Raw genomic sequence first — 18,164 nt, forward strand, 5'->3', positions numbered from 1 at the left:
ATGCATGACGAACCTGATGTGGACGCGGAGCGTGGAATGGCTCGCGGCGGCCGCCACGAATCCGAGGGCGTGCAAACGCCAGTGGGACCAGGGCACGGGCGGTGTGCTCCTGGAAGCCGGACGCTACTGGGACGTGCTGAGCGTGCCCGAGCAACTCGGCCTGCTCGCCCTCGACATCCTGTGGTCCGAACCGCTCCGGGTACCGGGGCCCACCCTCGTCGACTGCGCCGCACGGCGGGTGGGCTTCTTCCTGCCGCCCGACCCCGAGAGCAGGTGGGAGGGGTCGGGGCTGCGCCATCTCGGCAGGGGCTCGTGGATCGCCGTACCGCCGCCGTACCGCTCGGCGGGACCGCTGGAGTGGATCGTGCCGCCGGACGGGACGGGTGCGCTGCACCCCGCACTGCCCCTGGAGCTGGCGCTGCGGCAGGCCAACGGGACCCTCGCCGTGCTCGCGCCACCGGTGGGGGAGTAGACGTCACCGCTCGCGGGGCCCGGCCTCAGGGGCACGCCCGAGAATCGGTCCGGTCACCCGGCCCGCAGGAGATCCGCGTCGGTCACCCGGTCCCGTAGAAGTGCGCCTGTCCTCCGCGCCACTTCACCCAGGCCGGGTCGTCCAGCAGATCCTCGGCGTCCGGGAGTCCGGCCCGGCCGAGGAACTCCAGGAGATCCTCGTCGGAGAACGCCACGCCGAGGTTCTCACCGCGCGCGGTCACCTCACGGCCGCTGGTATCCAGGGCCGGATGCACAACCAAAGGAGCCCGTCCGGACATGTATCCAGGATCGTCCTTCGCGCCCCGCCGCGCATCCCGGCGGGGCGGACACGGGCGGACGGACACGGGCGGACACCGGTCGCAGGACGGTGTGAGAGTGGTTGTATGCGGTACGGAACGCGTAGCGGGTTCTCCGGGTGAGGAGCTTTCGATGAGTGCGACGGACGAGCAGGCGATCGAGGCGGAGCGTCAGCGGATCAGGGACGCCCATCTGAAGACGGAGCGGCCGCCCAGCACGGCCCGCGGCGTGCACCATGTCGCGCTGCTCTCCGCGGACGTGGAGCGGACCGTACGGTTCTACCAGGGCGTCCTCGGCTTCCCGCTCACCGAGATGATCGAGAACCGGGACTACAAGGGCTCGACCCACTTCTTCTTCGACCTCGGCAACGGCAACCTGATCGCGTTCTTCGACTTCCCCGGCCTCGACCTCGGCCCCTACGCGGAGGTCCTCGGCGGACTGCACCACCTCGCCATCTCCGTCGACCCCGGCACCTGGCGCGAACTGCGCGAGCGGCTCGACGCCGCCGGGGTCGAGTACATGGAAGAGAGCGGCACCTCGATCTACTTCCGTGACCCCGACGGCGCCCGGATCGAACTGCTCGCCGATCCGCTCGGCGAGATGTACGGCAACAAGGTCCTCTGAACCCGCGGGAGCGGCCGGGGCCTCAGCGCAGGGTCTCGGCCCAGTTCGCCGGAACACGCCCGGCCGGGCCGGGCGCGGGCTGGTCCAGCGGGTGGCTCACCGGCGGAGCGAGCGCGGGACCGGCCTCGTACAGCTCCGAGGTGTCGTAGTCCCAAAACCAGTCCTCGCCCGGCTCGAAGCTCTGGATGATCGGGTGCCCGGTGCCCCGCGCGTGCGCCGTGGCGTGCTTGGCCGGGGAGTCGTCGCAGCAGCCGACGTGCCCGCACTGGGCGCAGCGCCGCAGATGGACCCACCAGCCGCCGGCGGCGTCGCACTCGGTGCAGCCGGTGCCGCTCGGCGGTACGGACGGGTCGATTCCGTTCGGTGTGGTCATGACGGCTCCTCGGAGGAATCCGCGGCGGTCAGGGGGAGACGCACCTGGAAGCGGGTGTCGCCGGGCACGGACTGCACCATCAGACTGCCGTGATGCTTGTTCACGACGATCCGCCAGGAGATGTCCAGGCCCAGACCGGTGCCCTCGCCCACCGGCTTGGTGGTGAAGAACGGGTCGAAGATGCGGTCGCGGATCTCCTCGGGCACGCCGGGGCCCGTGTCGCGGAACTCGACGAGCACATGGTCCCCGTCGAGCGCGGTGCGCACCGTCAGCGTCCCCTCGCCGGCCATCGCCGAGGCGGCGTTGTCGATGAGGTTCGTCCACACCTGGTTCAGCTCGCCCGGGAAGGCGGGGATCCGGGGCAGCGTACGGTCGTACTCCTTGACGACCTTGATGCCGGAGCCCATCTTCCCGGCGAGCATCATCAGGGTGCTGTCGAGCAGTTCGTGCACGTCGGAGACCTGGTAGGGCGCGCGGTCCATCTGCGAGTACTGCTTGGCCGCGTCCACGAGGTGCGAGATCCGGGTGGTGGAGTCCTCGATCTCGTTCATCAGGAGTTCGGTCTCGACCGTGTAGTTCAGCCACCGGACCGCGCCTTCGAGGGTCGGCCCGTCCACGGCCGCCGCGACCTGGTCCAGCCAGTCCGTGTCCAGACCGGCCTGCACGAAGGTCGGCGCCAGCTGCCAGCCGCCCGCGATCTCGTGGTCGTCGAGCCAGTCGGCCAGCGCGTCCTCCCGGTCGGAGGCCTCCAGCGGGCTCAGCGGGGTGGCCTTGGCGACCTGCTCGGCCGTCCGCTCCTGGATCTCCACCAGCGTCTCCAGCGCGTCGCGCGCGTACGGCCCCGAGGCGATCATCCCGAGCTTCTGCCGCATGTGGGCCACCCGGTCGCGCAGCGCGGAGGTGGCCCGCACGGCCGCCGCGGCCGGGTTGTTGAGCTCGTGCGTGAGCCCGGCCGACAGCGAGCCGAGCGCCAGCAGCCGCTCGCGCTGCCCGATCGTGCGCTGGGTGTTCTGGCTGCCGAAGAACATGCCCTCCAGCAGATGGACGGCCATCGGGAACCAGTCCCGCAGGATGGCCGAGAACGTCGCGGCGGGCAGGACGAAGAACCGGGACGGCTCGGTGACCCGCATCGAGCCCTTGTACTGCGCGTCGCCCGGGGCGCTGAGGTACGCCTGCATCGCGCCCGCGTACACCCCGCGCTGCGAGGTGCGGCTGATCTCCACGTCGTCCGCGCCGACCCGGCGGGACATCACGACCGTGCCCTCCAGGAGCACGTAGAAGCAGGTGGCGGGATCGCCCTCGGTGTACACGGGACCGGGGTCGAACTGCTCGGTCCGGCCCTCCCTGCACAGCCGGTCGAGCTGCTCGGAGTCGAGCTTCTCGAACAGGAACAGCGTGCTCAGTTCGGCCGCGTCGCACGGCACCGGCCGCCCGCTCACGACTGCTCCAGATAACGGTGGACGAGCATGACGGCCATGGCTCCCTCTCCGACCGCGGACGCGACCCGCTTCGCCGACTCGGCGCGCGCGTCCCCGGCCACGAACACGCCGGGCACATTGGTTTCCAGGTGGTACGGAGGCCGGTCCAGCTCCCAGCCGTGCGGAGGCTGCCCGTCGGGTGTCATGTCCGGACCCGCGACGATGAATCCCCGGGCGTCCCGCAGGACCGTGCCCTCCAGCCAGTCGGTGAGCGGGGCCGCGCCGATGAAGACGAACATCCACTGCGCGTCGACGAGTTCGGTGTGGCCGCTCTCCACATCGCGCAGGGTCAGCTGCTCCAGGTGGCCGTCGCCGTGCGCGGAGTCCACGACCGTGCCGGTGCGCACCGAGATGTTCGGCGCGTCGGCGATCTGCTCGATCAGATAGTGCGACATGGAGGCGGAAAGCGAGGAGCCGCGCACCAGGATGGTGACGGACTTGGCGCCCCGGGCCAGGTACATCGCCGCCTGGCCGGCCGAGTTCGCGCCGCCCACGATGTACACGTCGTGGCCCTGGCAGGCGGCGGCCTCGGTCAGCGCCGAGCCGTAGAAGACACCGCAGCCGGTCAGCTCGGCCAGACCGGGCGCCTGGAGCTGGCGGTAGGAGACCCCGGTCGCGAGGATCACCGCGTGCGCGGAGATCGCGGAGCCGTCGGAGAAGCGGATGGTGCGCGAGGCCCCGGTGACCTCCAGTCCCGTCACCTCACGCGCGGTGAGGATCTCGGCGCCGAACTTCGCCGCCTGGCGCCGCGCCCGGTCGGTGAGCTGGCCCCCGGAGACCCCGTCCGGGAAGCCGAGGTAGTTCTCGATCCGGGAACTCTGGCCCGCCTGTCCGCCGGTCGCGGACCGCTCCACCAGCACGGTGCGCAGCCCCTCGGACGCGCCGTACACGGCCGCCCCGAGCCCGGCCGGGCCGCCGCCGATGACGACGAGGTCGTAGAACTCCGAGGTGGGGGTCGTGGCGAGCCCCACGTGCGCCGCGATCTCCGGGTCCTCGGGCTCCACGAGCGGGGTGCCGTCCGGGGTGACCACCAGCGGCAGCCGCTCACCGTCCTGCCCGGCCGCGCTCAGCAGCCGCTTGCCCTCGGGGGTGTCGGACGAGTACCACCGGTAGGGCACCTGGTTGCGGGCCAGGAACTCCCTGACGCCCGACGAGCGCGCCGACCAGCGGTGCCCGACCACCTTGCACGCGCCCACCGGCCGGTAGTCGCTGACCCGCCAGGCGTCCAGGAGGTCGTCGACGACCGGGTAGAGCTTCTCCTCCGGAGGGTCCCAGGGCTTGAGGAGGTAGTGGTCGAGGTCGATCACGTTGATCGCGTCGATCGCCGCGTTCGTGTCCGCGTACGCGGTGAGCAGCACCCGGCGGGCGCCCGGATACACGTCGAGGGCCTGTTCCAGGAACTCGATGCCGTTCATCTGCGGCATCCGGTAGTCGGCGAGGATCACCGCCACCTGGTCGCCGCGCAGCTTCAGCTCGCGCAGGGCGTCGAGGGCGGCCTCCCCGGACTCCGCGCGCACGATCCGGTGGCCCTCGCCGTAGCGGCGCCGGAGGTCACGGGCGACGGCCCGCGACACCCCGGGGTCGTCGTCGACGGTCAGAATGACGGTCCGCGCCGGACTGGCGGCCTGGGTCATACCTCTCCCACCCCGAGCAGGTCAGTTGCGTCCCGGCCCGGTGGACGCCGAGGGCGCCCCGGGGCGGATACAGAGCCAATCGTATGTACGATCGGTCACCTTTGCTCGGGAACCGGGGACGCACCGGGTGCCTGCGGCGCGTCCGCGGGGGCCGGCAGCGGGGCGCGGGCCCCGGGGAGGATGTTCGTGACGTAGTCCTTCACGGCCGCGTCCAGGCCGATGTCGTGCTGGGCGCGCTCGGACAGGAACCAGCGGTGTTCGAGCAGCTCGTGATAGAGCTCGGCCGGGTCCATGGAGCCGCGCAGGTCCTGCGGCACCGCGCGGACCGCGGGCCGGAACACGTCCCGCACCCAGCGGTGGGCGAGCACCTCGGGACGGGCGGCGGGCCCGCGCGCCTCGCCCCGGCCGCTCCTGGTGCCGGAGGCGGCCGGGCCCGGCGCGTAGTCGTCCTGGGTGGCCATCCAGCTCTCCAGGTCGTTCAGGAGCCGCCGTGCCTGGTTCTCCTCGGTGTCGAGTCCGGTCAGGCGCAGCAGCTGGCGCTGGTGGTGGCCCGCGTCGACGACCTTGGGCACGAAGGTGACGGTGTCGCCGTTGGACGAGCTCGCGATCTGCATCTCGGCGACGTCGAAGCCGAGGTCGTTGAGGCGCCGTATGCGGCGGTCGATGTAGTGGTACTTGCCCGCCGGGTAGACGGAGGTGCGGGTCAGCTCCTCCCACAGGCCCTGGTAGCGGGCGCAGATCTCCCGGCCGAACTCGATCGGGTCCACCGAGGGGTGCAGGGCGCCGGCCGCCTCCAGGTCGAGCAGCTCGCCGCTGATGTTCACCCGGGCCAGATCGAGGTCGTAGTCCCGCTGGCCGTCGCTGAGCCGCGGGTGCAGATCGCCGGTCTCGGCGTCCACCAGGTACGCGGCGTAGGCGCCCGCGTCGCGCCGGAACAGCGTGTTGGACAGCGAGCAGTCGCCCCAGGCGAAGCCGGCCAGGTGCAGCCGCACCAGCAGGACGGCCAGCGCGTCCATCAGCCGGTGCATGGTGGCGGGCCGCATGGTCGTCTCGAACATCGACCGGTACGGCAGTGAGCCGCCCAGATGCCGGGTGATGAGCACCGGCTCCAGGGGCTCACCGGCCGCGTCGGTGCGGCCGGTCACGACGGCGAGCGGGTCGACCGCGGGTATCCCGAGCCGGTCCAGGCCGAGCAGCAGCTCGTACTCGCGCACCGCGGGCCGTTCGGCGAGTTCCTTGACGGCGACCACCTCGTCCCCGGCGCGCGCGTAGCGCACGACGTGCCGGGAGATGCCGCGCGGCAGCGGCACCAGATGGTGCTCGGGCCACTCCTCCAGGGGCAGCTGCCACGGCAGTTCGAGCAGGAGCGCGGGATGCTCCGCGTTGGTGGCGCTGATCCGCAAAGCCATGGCCGGGCTGCCCTCACCTCGGGGTCGACGCTGGTCAGGGCTCCAGCATCCACGAATGATCGTCCAGGCGGAAGACGCGCCGGGCGTTGCCCGCGAGGAACAGCGCGGTGGTCTCCTCGTCCAGGCCCAGCTCGTCCAGGTGCTCCAGGGCCCGACTCGGCTCGATCATGGGGTAGTTGGAGCCGAACAGGACCTTCTCGCGTCCCCGGCCGCGCAGATACGCGACCAGCTCCGGGGGGTAGCGGCGGGCGGTGTAGGCGCTGGTGTCGATGTACACGTTCGCGTGCTTGTCGGCGACCGCGATCATCTCCGTGGTCCAGGGGTAGCCGATGTGCCCGCAGACGATGGTCAGTTCGGGGAAGTCGAGCGCGACCTGGTCGATGTACGGGATGGGCCGGCCGGTCTCGGAGGGGCGCAGCGGCCCGGTGTGCCCGACCTGCGTGCAGAAGGGGACGCCGAGTTCGACGCAGGCGGTGTAGAGCGGGTAGTAGAGCCGGTCCGTGGGCGGCAGTTGCCACAGCCACGGGATGATCCGCAGCGCCACGAAGCCCAACTCCTGCACAGCGCGCCGCAGTTCGCGCACCGCGGCGACGGGCCGGGTGAGGTCGGCGCCCGCCACCCCGCGCAGCCGCCCGTCCGACCGGGCCACGAACGCGGCGACCTCGTCGTTGGTGATGAGCGCGCCCTGGGGCCCGTACCAGGCCGAGGACAGGCCGGTGTCCACGCCGGCCCGCGCCAGCGCGTCCAAGGTGACCTCGACCGGCAGCTCCTCCTTCAGCGTCTGCATGCCGGTCCAGCGGCGCAGTGGCGCGAACATCTCGTGGTTGGAGTGACGGAGCGTGGGGTGCTGCATCCACGCGTCGACGACCGGCATGGTCCTGCCCTCCCGCTAAGTGGCTGAGCGCTTGCTTACCGCCGACCCTAGGGCGTCGGGTGCTCCGTCGCCAGGGGGCCGCCGTCCTGATCGGGTCCGCACCCGGACCGATCAGGACGGCAGCCGCGGGGACTTGGACACGGCCTACGGCGTGTCGACGCTGCGGGTCCACTCGTCCACCGCGTCCACGAGCGTGGTCAGCGCCGAGACCAGACGCGGGAATCCGGGGCCCACCGGGCCGCCCGGCTCCTTCATGTACGTGTCCCGCCGGATCTCCACCATCAGCGCGGTGACCTCCGGCTGCCGCTCGTAGTACCGCAAGGGGACGTACGCGCCCGAGAACGGGCTGTCGATCCCCACGCCGCCCAGCCCGGCGAACGCCTTCTCCGCGAGCGCGACCAGTTCCGGCGGGGTGTGGAAGGAGTCGGTCCCCAGGCACACCGGCGGCCGGGGCCCGTCACCGTGCAGTTCGTAGGGCAGCCGGGCCGTCGGATACGAGTGGACGTCGATGATCACGGCCCGTCCGGTGGCGGCCAGCCGGCCGGTCACGGCCTCCGTCATCGCCCGCGCGTAGGGGTGGAAGAAGCGGTCGGTCAGCGGTCGCGGATCGGCGTCCGCGGGCCGCAGCGGCGCCCGGTGCGTCGTCCGGGTGTAGACCGCGCCCATCCCGACGGCGAGCATCTCCTCCCGCTCGTCCGTGAAGCGCTCGGGGTCGACGACCAGCCGGGACAGCCGGTTGACGAACCGCCACGGTGTCAGCCCGGCGGCCTCGGCCGCGGCGGCGGCCAGTTCGGCGGTGTACGCGTCGGTGATGTGGTCCAACTCGCCGTCCAGCGCGGTGTCGTCCAGGAGGATGCCGTCACGGACCCGCGCCGGGATCTCCCGGGCGGAGTGCGGCACGTGCAGGATCACGGGGGAGTGGGCCGCTCCGGGCAGGAGCGCGAAGGAGCCGGGGGAGTCCGGGACGTCCGGGGAACCGTGGATGTCGTTCATAAGAGATCACTGTCGCAGCCGGGTCCGACAGCGGGCGTGACCGAGGCCCGGCGCCGCCGCGCCGTCTCAGCGGCCGCCGCCGTGGCGTGCGTAGTGCTCGATGAGCGCCGCCCGGGTCGTCTCCAGACGGTGGGCCAGGATGGCGCCGATCGTCCGGGTCAGGGACAGCTCCAGCGTCGGATCCTGGTCGAACAGGGTCCGTACCTCGGTGGCGTCGAACTCGTAGGCGCGTACCGGGCTGAACGCCTCGGCGCCGAAGTCCCAGGTGTGCGGGCGGAACAGCCAGGACCAGCCGAGCAGGTCACCGGGTCCGAGCTGGGCGACGGTGATCCGTCTGTCGGCGATCACCCGCTGGTACAGGGAGACCGTTCCCGAACGGACCACCCAGAAGCGGTCGGCGGTGCCACCCGCCTCGAAGATCTGCCCGTCCGCGGGGAAGGACACCTCGCGGGCCACGCTCATCAGCCGATCGCGGTGTTCGGGCGAGAGCGAGGGCAGGAGCCGGAGAGCAGTGGGCATCGCGGACCTCCATCGGGTCGTCGCCCGGCCACGCGGGCGGCGGCGCCTGTCGTACCGGGGGTATCCCGTCATCCTCCATTGGAGCCCGAACGGCGTAATCCGTCGCGTCGTGGGCCGGACCGTTCTCCCGCGGGAGGGCCGTGCGCGCACCCGCGCGCCGTCATCCGGCGTTCCGGGCGGTCACCGAGAAGCGGGCCCCGTCGGGGTCGACGATGACGGCCTCCACCGAGCCGATGCCCTGCTGATGGGCCGTACCGCCGTGGGCGCGCGCGGCGCGGACGCAGGTCTCCACGTCGTCGACCGCGAAGTGGATCTGCCAGTGCGGCCGCAGGGCCGGGTCGGGCGCGGCCCCCAGCGCGCCGGAGTGGATCCGGGCCACCACGTCGCCGAAGCTGCGCAGGACGACCTCGTTCTCCTCGTAGTCGACCTCGCAGCAGCCCGGGACCGCGCTCGCCCAGCCCAGCACCTCGCCGTAGAAGATGGCCGCGTCGAAGGCGTCACGGGTGTGCAGACGGATGAAGGAGGGGGCCGCGTTGCGCCAGCGCTCCCAGCCGGAGACCAGGTCGCCCTCCCAGATCCCGAAGACCGCGCCGTCCCGGTCGGCCAGCAGCGCGGCCCGGCCGGGGGGCAGGGAGATCGGGCCCACCGCGGTCGTGCCGCCCCGTTCCTGGCTGCGGGCGACGGTCTCGTCGGCGGAGGCCACGGCGAAGAACGCGGTCCAGGCGACCGCCGTCTTCGCCACGAAGTCGACCTCGGCGACCCCCGCGACCGGGACTCCGTTGACGCTGGCGACGCGGTACTGGTCGCCCATCCGGGTGCCCGGCGTCCACCTCCAGCCCAGCACCGCGCTGTAGAAGCTCTGCGCGGTCCGCAGCTCGCGGGTGGTGAGGCTGACCCAGCACGGGGCGCCGAACACCGACTGGCTGGTCACGACATCGGTGTTGAGTGTTCCGTCGCTCTTCATCGCCGCCCGTCCTGGCCAGAGTGGTCGGCAGCGGTCTCGCGGGGTGCGGGAACCTGGTCGGGTTCCCGGACGTGCGTTCAGCCGTGGGAGGCCCTCCGTGCCGGAAGGCCTCCGACGGCGTCAGCAGCACCTGCGGATCCGCTGTCCCATCACGAACAGCATCTCCCGCTTCGGCGCAGCGCGCACCACGCGGCCGCCGGCCGCGTGCGCCACGGGGCGGTCAGCCGCGCGGCCGCTCCAGGGTGAGCAGGAGGCCCTCCACGGCGCCGGGACCTATGCGGCCCTTGACGTCCGCGGCCGTGATCGCCTTGAGCGCCCACCCGTCCTCGGCGTGCTTGTTCAGGACCTTTTCCAGCTTGTCGCTGTCCAGCGCGTCACCGATCAGCGATTCGCGGAACGTGACGACCTTGTATTCGAAGGTGTAGGGGGTGCTCATGGTTGTGGAGCTCTCCTGCGTGTCGGATGGCATGGCCGGGCCCACCCAATCACCCTTCGTGGCCGCGGCACAGGGGCGAACCGGATTTCGGGGAGACCTTTGTTGAAAATTCATGAAGTGTCGTACGGGGAAGGCGCCCTGACGGCGGGCCCGAGGGGCGGTCCGGCCGGGGCGTCGTAGCGTGGACGCGGAGGAAGGGAAGTCGCGACGGCTGACGCAGGGGGCGCGATGTGCTGGAGTGCGACGGCCGATCTGGCGGCCGGTGCCGGGATCGCCGCGGTCGGGGCCGCCTGTGTGCTCCGGGCCCGGCGCCGGGCGGATCTCCCGCTGGCCGCGCTTCCGTTGCTCCTCGGCGCCCACCAGATCGTCGAGGCCCGGGTCTGGGACACCGGCGGCGGTACGGGACCCGCCACCGTGCTCTGGGCCGTGATCGCCCTTCCCCTGCTCGCCGTGTGGGTGCCGGCGGGTGTGCTGTGCGCGGCACCCGCCCGCGCCCGGCGCCGGCTGCTGCTCCCGCTCGCGGCCGGGCTCGCGACCGCCGCCGCGCTGGCCCATGCCCTGGCCGTGCGTCCCGTCACGGCCGAGATCCGCGGCCACACCATGGGCTACACCGTCGACCTGCCCCGGCCCGAACTGGTCGTCGCGGGTTACCTGTTCGCCACCGTCGGCGCGCTGCTGCTCTCCGGCGACCGCGGGCTCGTGCTGCTCGGCGTCCTGACCGGGGCGGGCGCGGCGATCTGCTGGTCGCTGTGGGAGCTGGAGTTCGTCTCGACGTGGTGCGCGTGCGCGGCGGTGGTCTCGGTGACCCTGCTGGGCTGGGTGAACGCGCGGGCCGCCGTCGCCCCTCCCGAGCGGGTGGATCACGCGTGAGGTGACGGGCCGTCCGGCCGCCGGGTGATACCGCCCGTCGGGCGGCGGATCGCGGATTCGGCGGGGGGCCGCGGGAGCGGTGTCGAACCCTCGATCCGGCGCCGACCCGGTGATCCGCCGTATCCCGGGTACGCGGCGAACCGTGAATGACCTGACGAGTTCCTCATATGTGTCGGCCAGGGTCGAGGCATGATCAACTCCGCACACCGTCCCAGGGCGGCGCTCCTCGCCGCCTCCTTCCTGCTCCTCGCCGGCTGCGGCGGCGCCCCCGCCGGGAAGCTCGGCGCCGGCGGCTCCGCGGGGCGGCACGGCGAGGCGACTGCGGCCCCCGCTCCGAGCGCCTCGCGCAACGCGGCACCGGGGCGGCTGCCGGGCCTCGGCCCCCGGACCCTGGCCGCGATCCCCGCGCGAACCCGTCAGGCCGTCGTGGTGACCGGCAGGGGCAGGAACTCCTCCCGGTCCACCGTGGTGCTGTACGAGCGGACGGAGGCGGGCTGGCGGCCCGGTCCGAGCCTGCCAGCGCACAACGCCCTGAAGGGCTGGACGCACCACCATCGCGCCGGTGACCTGCGGTCCCCCATAGGCGTGTTCACCCTGACGGACGCGGGCGGGCTGCGGCCCGACCCCGGCACCCGGCTCCCGTACGACCGCTCGGGCGCCTTCACCTCGCCCGGCACGGGCTTCGAGGGCGAGCCGCTGGACGGCTCCTTCGACTACGTGGTCGCCGTCAACTACAACCGCAAGCCCGGCACCACACCCCTGGACTGGACCCGGCCCATGGGCGCGGGCCGTGGCGGCGGCATCTGGCTGCACGTGGACCACGGAGGCCCCACCCACGGATGCGTCGGCCTGCGCGAGGAGGACCTGGTGGAGCTGATGCGCGCGCTGGACCCCGGCCTGCGCCCCGTGGTGGTCATGGGGGACGCGGCCTCGCTGGCACGCTGAGCCGGGAGCCGCCGGTCGCGTCGGGGCTCCGCCGCAGTGTCCCCCGAGGTCGTCAGGAAGGTGTCAGGGTGTGGGAAGCCCCTCTCACCGGCCGGTCCGCGGTCGGCAGCCCCTACGATCGGCCGCGTGTGCGCACATGTGCTGGTCGCGGAGGACGACGAGAAACAGGCGGAGCTGATACGCCGTTCGCTGCTGGGCGAGGGGCATACGGCGGCCGTGGTCCACGACGGCGCGGCCGCGCTCGACGAGGTACGGCGGCGCCGGCCCGACCTCGTGGTCCTGGACCTGATGCTCCCGGTGCTCGACGGCTTCGGGGTCTGCCGGGCGCTGCGGGAGAACGACGACATCCCCGTCCTGATGCTGACCGCCCGCTCCACCGAGGACGACGTCCTGCTCGGCCTGGAGCTCGGCGCGGACGACTACATGACCAAGCCGTACAGCCCGCGCGAGCTGATGGCCCGGATCCGTACGGTCCTCAGACGCGGCGGACGGCCCACGGAGACGGGGCGGCCCGATCCGGTCGTCAGGGCGGGAGGGCTCGTCGTGGACCCGCGACGGCACACGGTCCTGTGCGACGGCTCGCCGGTGGACTGCACCCCCGGCGAGTACGAGATCCTGCTGGCGATGGCCCGCGAACCTGAACGGGTCTTCTCCCGGAGGCAGTTGCTGCACCACGCCCGGGGTCTCGACCGGGCCTCGACCGAGCGGGCCATCGATGTGCACATCATGAACCTGCGCCGGAAGATCGAGGCCGACCCGCGCCGGCCCACGCGTCTGGTCACCGTGTTCGGCGTCGGTTACAAGCTCAGGAGCGAGGGGCCGTGAGCCGGGCCCTGCCCCTGCGCAGAAGTCTGCTGGTGCGGATGCTGATCACCTCCGTGCTCATCGCCCTGTGCTCCGTGGCCGCGACCGCCTGGCTCGCCGTGCAGACCACCACCCGGGCCATCCAGGAGGAGCAGGGCCAGGTGCTCGCCGAGGACATGGACATCCTCCGGCAGCTCAGCGGCTACGCGGCCACCCACCCCGACTGGTCCGGGGTCGCCGGGACCCTGCGCGCGCTCTCGCACCGGACGGGCCGGCGCATCGCCCTGACAGCGGGCGACCGCACCCCCTTGGCCGACTCCGCCGCCCGCGGGACCTCCCTCCCGCCCCGGGCCGCCGCCACCGTCGACCCGCTGCGCACCGACACCTACACGGAGCCCGGAGCGCAGCTCACCGGCGTCGACCCACGGGCCGTGGGACCGTACCGGCTGACCCGGAACGAGCGCCTGACCGTGGCCAAGCTGGCCGTCGTGCGCGGGCTCTGTTTCGCCCGCGCGGGGGTCAGGACCCGTACGGAGGAGACGCCGAGCGGCCGGACCGTGCTGCGGGGCGTCGACGGGACGCTCGACCCCGGGTTCGTGCCGGCCGAGTGCGCCGACGGACGGCTCAACACCCCCACCCCGACCGAACAGAAGGCCCTGGACGTCCTGTCGGCGCTCAGCCGGACCTGCCTGGACCGCCACGGGGCGCACCTCGGCCACTCCCTGGCGCTGCCGCTGGAGGCCGTCGACGCGACGACCCCGCTGCCGTACCTGACGGGCAAGAGGCCGGCCGACCGTGACGGGGCCCTCGCGCGGACCGCGAACGCCTGTGTCGCCGAGGCCCGGCGCACCCAGCTCGACCCCTACGTCGCCCCGGTCGCCGAACTCTTCCTCGGCACGGGGGACCGGCCCGTGCCCCGCTTCGACATGTCCGCCGCCAACAAGGCGAAGGTGTTCGGCGTCGCCGGACTCGTCCTCGCCCTCACGGTGGCCGTGACGGCGCTGGTCGCCACCCGGCTCGTACGGCCCCTGCGCGCGCTGACCCAGGCCGCGCGGCAGCCTCCCGAACGCCATGTGCGCGTGCCCGTCACCACGCAGGACGAGACCGGCATCCTGGCGCTCGCCTTCAACGAACTGACCGAACGCCGTGAGCGCATGGAGGCGCAGCGCAAGGCCATGGTCAGCGACATCGCGCACGAACTGCGCACTCCGCTCACCAACATCCGCGGCTGGCTGGAGGTGGCCCGCGACGGCCTCGTGGAACCGGACCGGGAACTCCTGTCCTCCCTCCACGAGGAGGCCGTGGTCCTGCAACGGGTCATCGACGACCTCCAGGACCTCGCGGCTGCCGACGCGGGCACGCTGCGGCTGCGCCGCGAGGAGGTCCGCGCCGACGAACTCCTCGACCAGGTCGCCGCGGCACACCGGGTCGGCGCCGAGGCCGCCGGCGTCCGGCTGCTGACCGGGACGGACGCCGGGCCCCGGCTGGACGCGGACCCCGTACGGATGCGGCAGGCGCTCGGCAACCTGGTGTCCAACGCGATCCGCCACACCCCGGCCGGCGGCACGGTCACGCTCCGCGCGCACCGCGAGGAGGACGAGGCCGTGTTCACGGTGGCCGACACCGGAACCGGCATCGCCCCCGCGGACCTGGCCCACGTCTTCGACCGGTTCTGGCGGGCGGAGAAGTCCCGCAGCCGGCGCACCGGCGGCAGCGGCCTCGGCCTCGCCATCGTCCGGCAGCTGGCCGCGGCCCACGGCGGAACCGTCACCGTCACCAGCGAACCCGGCACCGGCTCGGCCTTCACCCTGCGGCTCCCCGCCGCGCGAACGCCCGCCGGCCCCGCCCCCGGTCCCGCGACGACGGAGTCGTGAGGGACCGCGCCGGGTCACCCGAAGACGTTGTCGGAGTCGTCCAGGATGGAGGGGTCGCCGATCGCCGCCTCCCGCGGGAGGCGCGTCGAGGTCTGGTACATCGCCTCGATCTCGGCCGCGTACCGTTGGGCGATCGCGTCCCGGCGCAGCTTCAGCGAAGGCGTCAGCAGTCCGTTGGACAGGTCGAAGGGCTCCGGCAGGACACGGAAGACGCGGATGGACTCGGAGCGGGAGACGGTGCTGTTGGCCGCCGCCACCGCCCGTCTGACCTCCTCGCGCAGCTCGTTCTCCTCCCGCGCGTCCCGGGCCGGTGAGTCGCCCTTGGCCCGGGCGGCGCGCCAGTGCGACACGAACTCCGGGTCCAGGGTGATCAGGGCGCCCACACAGGGCCTGTTGTCGCCCACGACGGCCGCCTGATGGATGAGCGGATGGACCCGCAACCGCTCCTCGAGAGCCGCGGGGGCCACGCTCTTGCCCCCGCTGGTGATGATGATGTCCTTCTTGCGTCCGGTGATCGTCAGATACCCGTCGGAGTCGACCCGGCCGATGTCCCCGGTCGCCAGCCAGCCGTTGCGGAACGAGGCCGCGGTCGCCGCCGGGTCGTTGATGTAGCCCTGGAACACGGAGGGTCCCCACACGAGGATCTCCCCGTCGTCGGACACCTGGATCTCGGTGCCCGGCAGCGGCTGTCCGACCGTGCCGAACTTCTCCCGGCCGACCGGCTGGGCGGTGATCCCCCCGCTCGTCTCGGTGAGCCCGTATCCGTCGTGGATGAAGATGCCGATTCCCGCGAAGAACAGGGCGAGTTCACGGTTCAGCGGCGAGCCGCCCGAGACCGCGCCGCAGACCCGGCCGCCGAGCGCGGCGCGCAGCCGCTTGTACACGGTCTTCTCGTAGAGGGAGTGCTGGAGCCGAAGGTCGAATCCGGGGCCGGAGCCGGTGCCGAGCCGGTGCTGCTCCTCGGCCAGGGCGAAGTCCTGCGCCGTGCGCACGGCGCGCTCGAACAGCACACCGCGACCGGCGCGTTGGGAGGCCCGCACGAAGTTCTTGTAGATCCGCTCGAAGACGGACGGGACGGCGTACAGATACGTCGGCCGGAACGAGAGCATGGCCTCGGAGAGGGTCTCCTCCCGCAGATCCGGCTCGTGTCCCATCAGGATGCCGCCCCGCAGACAGATCCCCTGGATCATCAGCCCGTAGGCGTGGGAGAAGGGCAGGAAGGCGAGCACGGCCGGCTGGGTGTCCGGCGGGGCCGCCGTCTGGCGCCAGCCCTGGAGCAGTGTGTCGCAGGGGCTCGCCAGGCTGCGGTGCGTCAGGGCGCAGCCCTTGGGCTGTCCGGTGGTGCCGGAGGTGTAGGCGACGACCGCGGTGGAGTCGGCCAGCACGATCCGGCGCAGCGAGTCGACCGCGGTCGCGGGTATCGTCCGGCCGCGCTCCACCAGCTGGGCCAGCGCCCCGGAGTCCAACTGCCAGACGTGGCGCAGGAACGGGAGCGTGGCGCATGCCGAGCCGACGGTCATGATGCCCTGTTCGTCCTCGACGACCACGCCCACGCAGTGCGCGTCCCGGAGGATCCACGCCACCTGTTCGTGGGAGGACGTCGGGTAGACCGGCACGATCTCGGCGCCCACCGACCACAGGGCGTAGCTGAGCACCGTCCACTCGTAGCGGGTGCGCGCCATGATGGCCACACGGTCGCCCGGACGGATGCCGGACCGCATGAACCCCCGTGCCACGTCGACGACTTCGTCCCACAGCTCGGCCGCCGTCACCGGGATCCAGTCACCCGAGCGGCCCTCGGCGCGGCGCGCGAGCTGCGGCAGATCGGGCGTGTTGAGCGCCGCTTCGCGAAGGCTGTCGGCAAGTCCCCCCTGCGTGCGCGTGGTTGGCGGTGCAGAAAGGTGGGACTGATGCATTCGCCGCTCCGGAGTTCTCCTCGACGCGACCTCACCCCCGGAGGCGCCGATGCCAAGGATTCACGAATGTAGCCCACTGGGGCGCGGCCCGTGCCCTATTCGCGTATGCGCTCGCCCGCCGCCGGGCCGGTGCTCCACGGCTCGGGCGAACGATCGGCCGTTCACCCTTTCGGTAAGCGGTGCCGTGCTGAAAGACTCCGCTGGTGCGCGACTTCGACATGCTTGTCATCGGATCCGGCCCGGGTGGACAGAAAGCCGCGATCGCAGCGGCCAAACTCGGCCGTCGGGTCGCCGTCATCGACCGCCCCGACATGGTCGGCGGGGTCTCCATCCACACCGGGACCATCCCCTCCAAGACGCTGCGTGAGGCGGTGCTGTACCTCAGCGGCCTCAGCCAGCGTGATCTCTACGGCCAGAGCTACCGGTTGAAGGAGGACATCACCGTCGCCGATCTGACCGCTCGCACCGAGCACGTGGTCAGCCGCGAGGTGGACGTCATCCGCAACCAGCTCTCCCGCAACCACGTGTCCCTGTTCGCCGGTGTCGGCCGGTTCGTGGACGACCACACGGTCGCCCTGGTCGAGGCGAACGGCAACGAGAAGCGGCTGAGCGCCGACCACATCGTCATCGCCACGGGCACACGCCCGGCGCGGCCCGACACCGTCGCGTTCGACGGGCGGACGGTCATGGACTCGGACAACGTCCTGAACCTGGAGCAGGTGCCGCGCTCCATGGTCATCGTCGGCGCCGGTGTGATCGGCATGGAGTACGCCTCCATGTTCGCCGCCCTCGGCTCCAAGATCACGGTGGTCGAGAAGCGGTCCGCCATGCTCGACTTCTGTGACGTCGAGGTGATCGAGTCGCTCAAGTACCACCTGCGCGACCTGGCCGTCACCTTCCGCTTCGGCGAGACCGTCGCCGCCGTGGAGCGCCATGCCCGGGGCACGCTCACGGTCCTGGAGAGCGGCAAGAAGATACCCGCCGACGCGGTCATGTACTCGGCGGGCCGGCAGGGCCTGACCGATGAACTCGACCTGGACAAGGCGGGGTTGTCGGCCGACCCGCGCGGGCGCATCAGCGTGGACGAGCACTACCGCACCGAGGTGCCGCACATCTACGCGGTCGGTGACGTCATCGGCTTCCCGGCCCTCGCGGCCACCTCGATGGAACAGGGCCGTACGGCGGCGTACCACGCGTGCGGGGAGCCGGTGAACCGGATGCTCGACCAGCAGCCCATCGGCATCTACACCATTCCGGAGATCAGCTTCATCGGCCGGACCGAGGACCAGCTCACCGAGGAGTGCGTGCCCTTCGAGGTGGGCATCTCCCGCTACCGCGAGCTCGCCCGGGGGCAGATCATCGGCGACTCGCACGGCATGCTGAAGCTGCTGGTCTCGCCCGAGGACCGCAAGCTCCTCGGCGTCCACTGCTTCGGCACGGGCGCGACCGAGCTCATCCACATCGGCCAGTCGGTCATGGGCTGCGGCGGAACGGTCGACTACCTCGTCGACGCCGTCTTCAACTACCCGACGCTCGCCGAGTCCTACAAGGTCGCAGCGCTCGACGCGACCAACAAGATCCGGCAGATCGACCGGCTCAGGGACTGAGCGGCGCCCGGGACTTCGCGAAGGGACTGCGCGAGGCGGTTCCGGCGTGGCACCG

18 protein-coding genes are annotated in these 18,164 nt (G+C 72.2%); 7 read left to right on the top strand and 11 right to left on the bottom strand.

Annotated elements, in window-relative coordinates; genetic code table 11:
- Nucleotides 1-4 precede the first annotated feature (4 nt).
- The gene (locus tag WJM95_RS29990; RefSeq protein WP_339133377.1) at nt 5-472 is read left to right on the top strand and encodes a hypothetical protein; all 468 of its coding nucleotides are present in this window, start codon (nt 5-7) and stop codon (nt 470-472) included.
- Nucleotides 473-554: 82 nt separating this feature from the next.
- On the opposite strand, the gene WJM95_RS29995 is transcribed toward WJM95_RS29990, so the two are convergent.
- Nucleotides 555-770, bottom strand: a complete 216-nt coding sequence (locus WJM95_RS29995; RefSeq protein ID WP_037617573.1) for a hypothetical protein — start codon at nt 768-770, stop codon at nt 555-557.
- 151 nt (nt 771-921) lie between these two features.
- Here WJM95_RS29995 and WJM95_RS30000 point away from each other — a divergent pair, with 151 nt between their 5' ends.
- Nucleotides 922-1,413: a VOC family protein gene (locus WJM95_RS30000; protein ID WP_339133382.1), complete on the top strand. Its 492-nt coding sequence runs from the start codon at nt 922-924 to the stop codon at nt 1,411-1,413.
- A 22-nt stretch (nt 1,414-1,435) separates the two neighbouring features.
- Here WJM95_RS30000 and WJM95_RS30005 read toward each other — a convergent pair whose 3' ends face one another.
- From WJM95_RS30005 to WJM95_RS30045, 9 genes are all read right to left on the bottom strand, one after another.
- Nucleotides 1,436-1,786 carry a UBP-type zinc finger domain-containing protein gene (locus tag WJM95_RS30005; protein ID WP_339133384.1) on the bottom strand — a complete coding sequence of 117 codons (351 nt, stop codon included), beginning with the start codon at nt 1,784-1,786 and terminating at the stop codon, nt 1,436-1,438.
- Nucleotides 1,783-3,225 carry an ATP-binding protein gene (locus tag WJM95_RS30010; protein WP_339133386.1) on the bottom strand — a complete coding sequence of 481 codons (1,443 nt, stop codon included), beginning with the start codon at nt 3,223-3,225 and terminating at the stop codon, nt 1,783-1,785. The genes WJM95_RS30005 and WJM95_RS30010 overlap by 4 nt, the downstream gene beginning before the upstream one ends.
- Nucleotides 3,222-4,898 carry an FAD-dependent oxidoreductase gene (locus WJM95_RS30015; protein ID WP_339133388.1) on the bottom strand — a complete coding sequence of 559 codons (1,677 nt, stop codon included), beginning with the start codon at nt 4,896-4,898 and terminating at the stop codon, nt 3,222-3,224. Before WJM95_RS30015 ends, WJM95_RS30010 begins: the two co-directional genes overlap by 4 nt.
- A 95-nt stretch (nt 4,899-4,993) precedes the next feature.
- Nucleotides 4,994-6,307, bottom strand: coding sequence for a DUF4032 domain-containing protein (locus WJM95_RS30020; protein WP_339133390.1), 1,314 nt, complete (start codon nt 6,305-6,307; stop codon nt 4,994-4,996).
- Nucleotides 6,308-6,341: 34 nt separating this feature from the next.
- On the bottom strand, nt 6,342-7,181 hold the full coding sequence (locus tag WJM95_RS30025; protein WP_339133392.1) for an amidohydrolase family protein: 840 nt from the start codon (nt 7,179-7,181) through the stop codon (nt 6,342-6,344).
- Nucleotides 7,182-7,325: 144 nt separating this feature from the next.
- Nucleotides 7,326-8,174 carry an N-formylglutamate amidohydrolase gene (locus tag WJM95_RS30030; RefSeq protein WP_339133394.1) on the bottom strand — a complete coding sequence of 283 codons (849 nt, stop codon included), beginning with the start codon at nt 8,172-8,174 and terminating at the stop codon, nt 7,326-7,328.
- A gap of 66 nt (nt 8,175-8,240) precedes the next feature.
- On the bottom strand, nt 8,241-8,693 hold the full coding sequence (locus WJM95_RS30035) for a cyclic nucleotide-binding domain-containing protein (protein ID WP_339133396.1): 453 nt from the start codon (nt 8,691-8,693) through the stop codon (nt 8,241-8,243).
- A gap of 160 nt (nt 8,694-8,853) precedes the next feature.
- Nucleotides 8,854-9,657 (bottom strand): VOC family protein, encoded by an 804-nt coding sequence (locus WJM95_RS30040; RefSeq protein WP_339133398.1) that lies wholly within the window; start codon nt 9,655-9,657, stop codon nt 8,854-8,856.
- Nucleotides 9,658-9,877: 220 nt separating this feature from the next.
- Nucleotides 9,878-10,093, bottom strand: coding sequence for a DUF4177 domain-containing protein (locus WJM95_RS30045; protein ID WP_261706275.1), 216 nt, complete (start codon nt 10,091-10,093; stop codon nt 9,878-9,880).
- A gap of 228 nt (nt 10,094-10,321) precedes the next feature.
- Here WJM95_RS30045 and WJM95_RS30050 point away from each other — a divergent pair, with 228 nt between their 5' ends.
- The 4 genes from WJM95_RS30050 (at nt 10,322) to WJM95_RS30065 (ending at nt 14,586) form a co-directional block, all read left to right on the top strand.
- Complete coding sequence (locus tag WJM95_RS30050; protein ID WP_339133402.1) at nt 10,322-10,963, top strand: DUF6629 family protein; 642 nt, start codon at nt 10,322-10,324, stop codon at nt 10,961-10,963.
- A gap of 189 nt (nt 10,964-11,152) precedes the next feature.
- The gene (locus WJM95_RS30055) at nt 11,153-11,908 is read left to right on the top strand and encodes a L,D-transpeptidase family protein (protein ID WP_339133404.1); all 756 of its coding nucleotides are present in this window, start codon (nt 11,153-11,155) and stop codon (nt 11,906-11,908) included.
- 126 nt (nt 11,909-12,034) lie between these two features.
- Entirely contained in the window at nt 12,035-12,733 is a 699-nt protein-coding gene (locus WJM95_RS30060; RefSeq protein WP_339133406.1) for a response regulator transcription factor, read from the top strand.
- A complete protein-coding gene (locus WJM95_RS30065) occupies nt 12,730-14,586 on the top strand; it encodes a HAMP domain-containing sensor histidine kinase (RefSeq protein ID WP_339133408.1) in 1,857 nt (618 codons plus the stop codon). The genes WJM95_RS30060 and WJM95_RS30065 overlap by 4 nt, the downstream gene beginning before the upstream one ends.
- A 14-nt stretch (nt 14,587-14,600) precedes the next feature.
- Here the strand turns inward: WJM95_RS30065 and WJM95_RS30070 are convergent, their stop codons facing one another.
- Complete coding sequence (locus WJM95_RS30070) at nt 14,601-16,502, bottom strand: AMP-dependent synthetase/ligase (RefSeq protein WP_339133410.1); 1,902 nt, start codon at nt 16,500-16,502, stop codon at nt 14,601-14,603.
- Nucleotides 16,503-16,705: 203 nt separating this feature from the next.
- On the opposite strand from WJM95_RS30070, the gene sthA reads away from it, so the two are divergent.
- The gene (sthA, locus tag WJM95_RS30075) at nt 16,706-18,109 is read left to right on the top strand and encodes a Si-specific NAD(P)(+) transhydrogenase (RefSeq protein ID WP_339133412.1); all 1,404 of its coding nucleotides are present in this window, start codon (nt 16,706-16,708) and stop codon (nt 18,107-18,109) included.
- Nucleotides 18,110-18,164 lie beyond the last annotated feature (55 nt).

The organism is Streptomyces sp. f51, from assembly GCF_037940415.1.
In the GTDB taxonomy this organism is placed as follows: Bacteria; Actinomycetota; Actinomycetes; order Streptomycetales; family Streptomycetaceae; genus Streptomyces.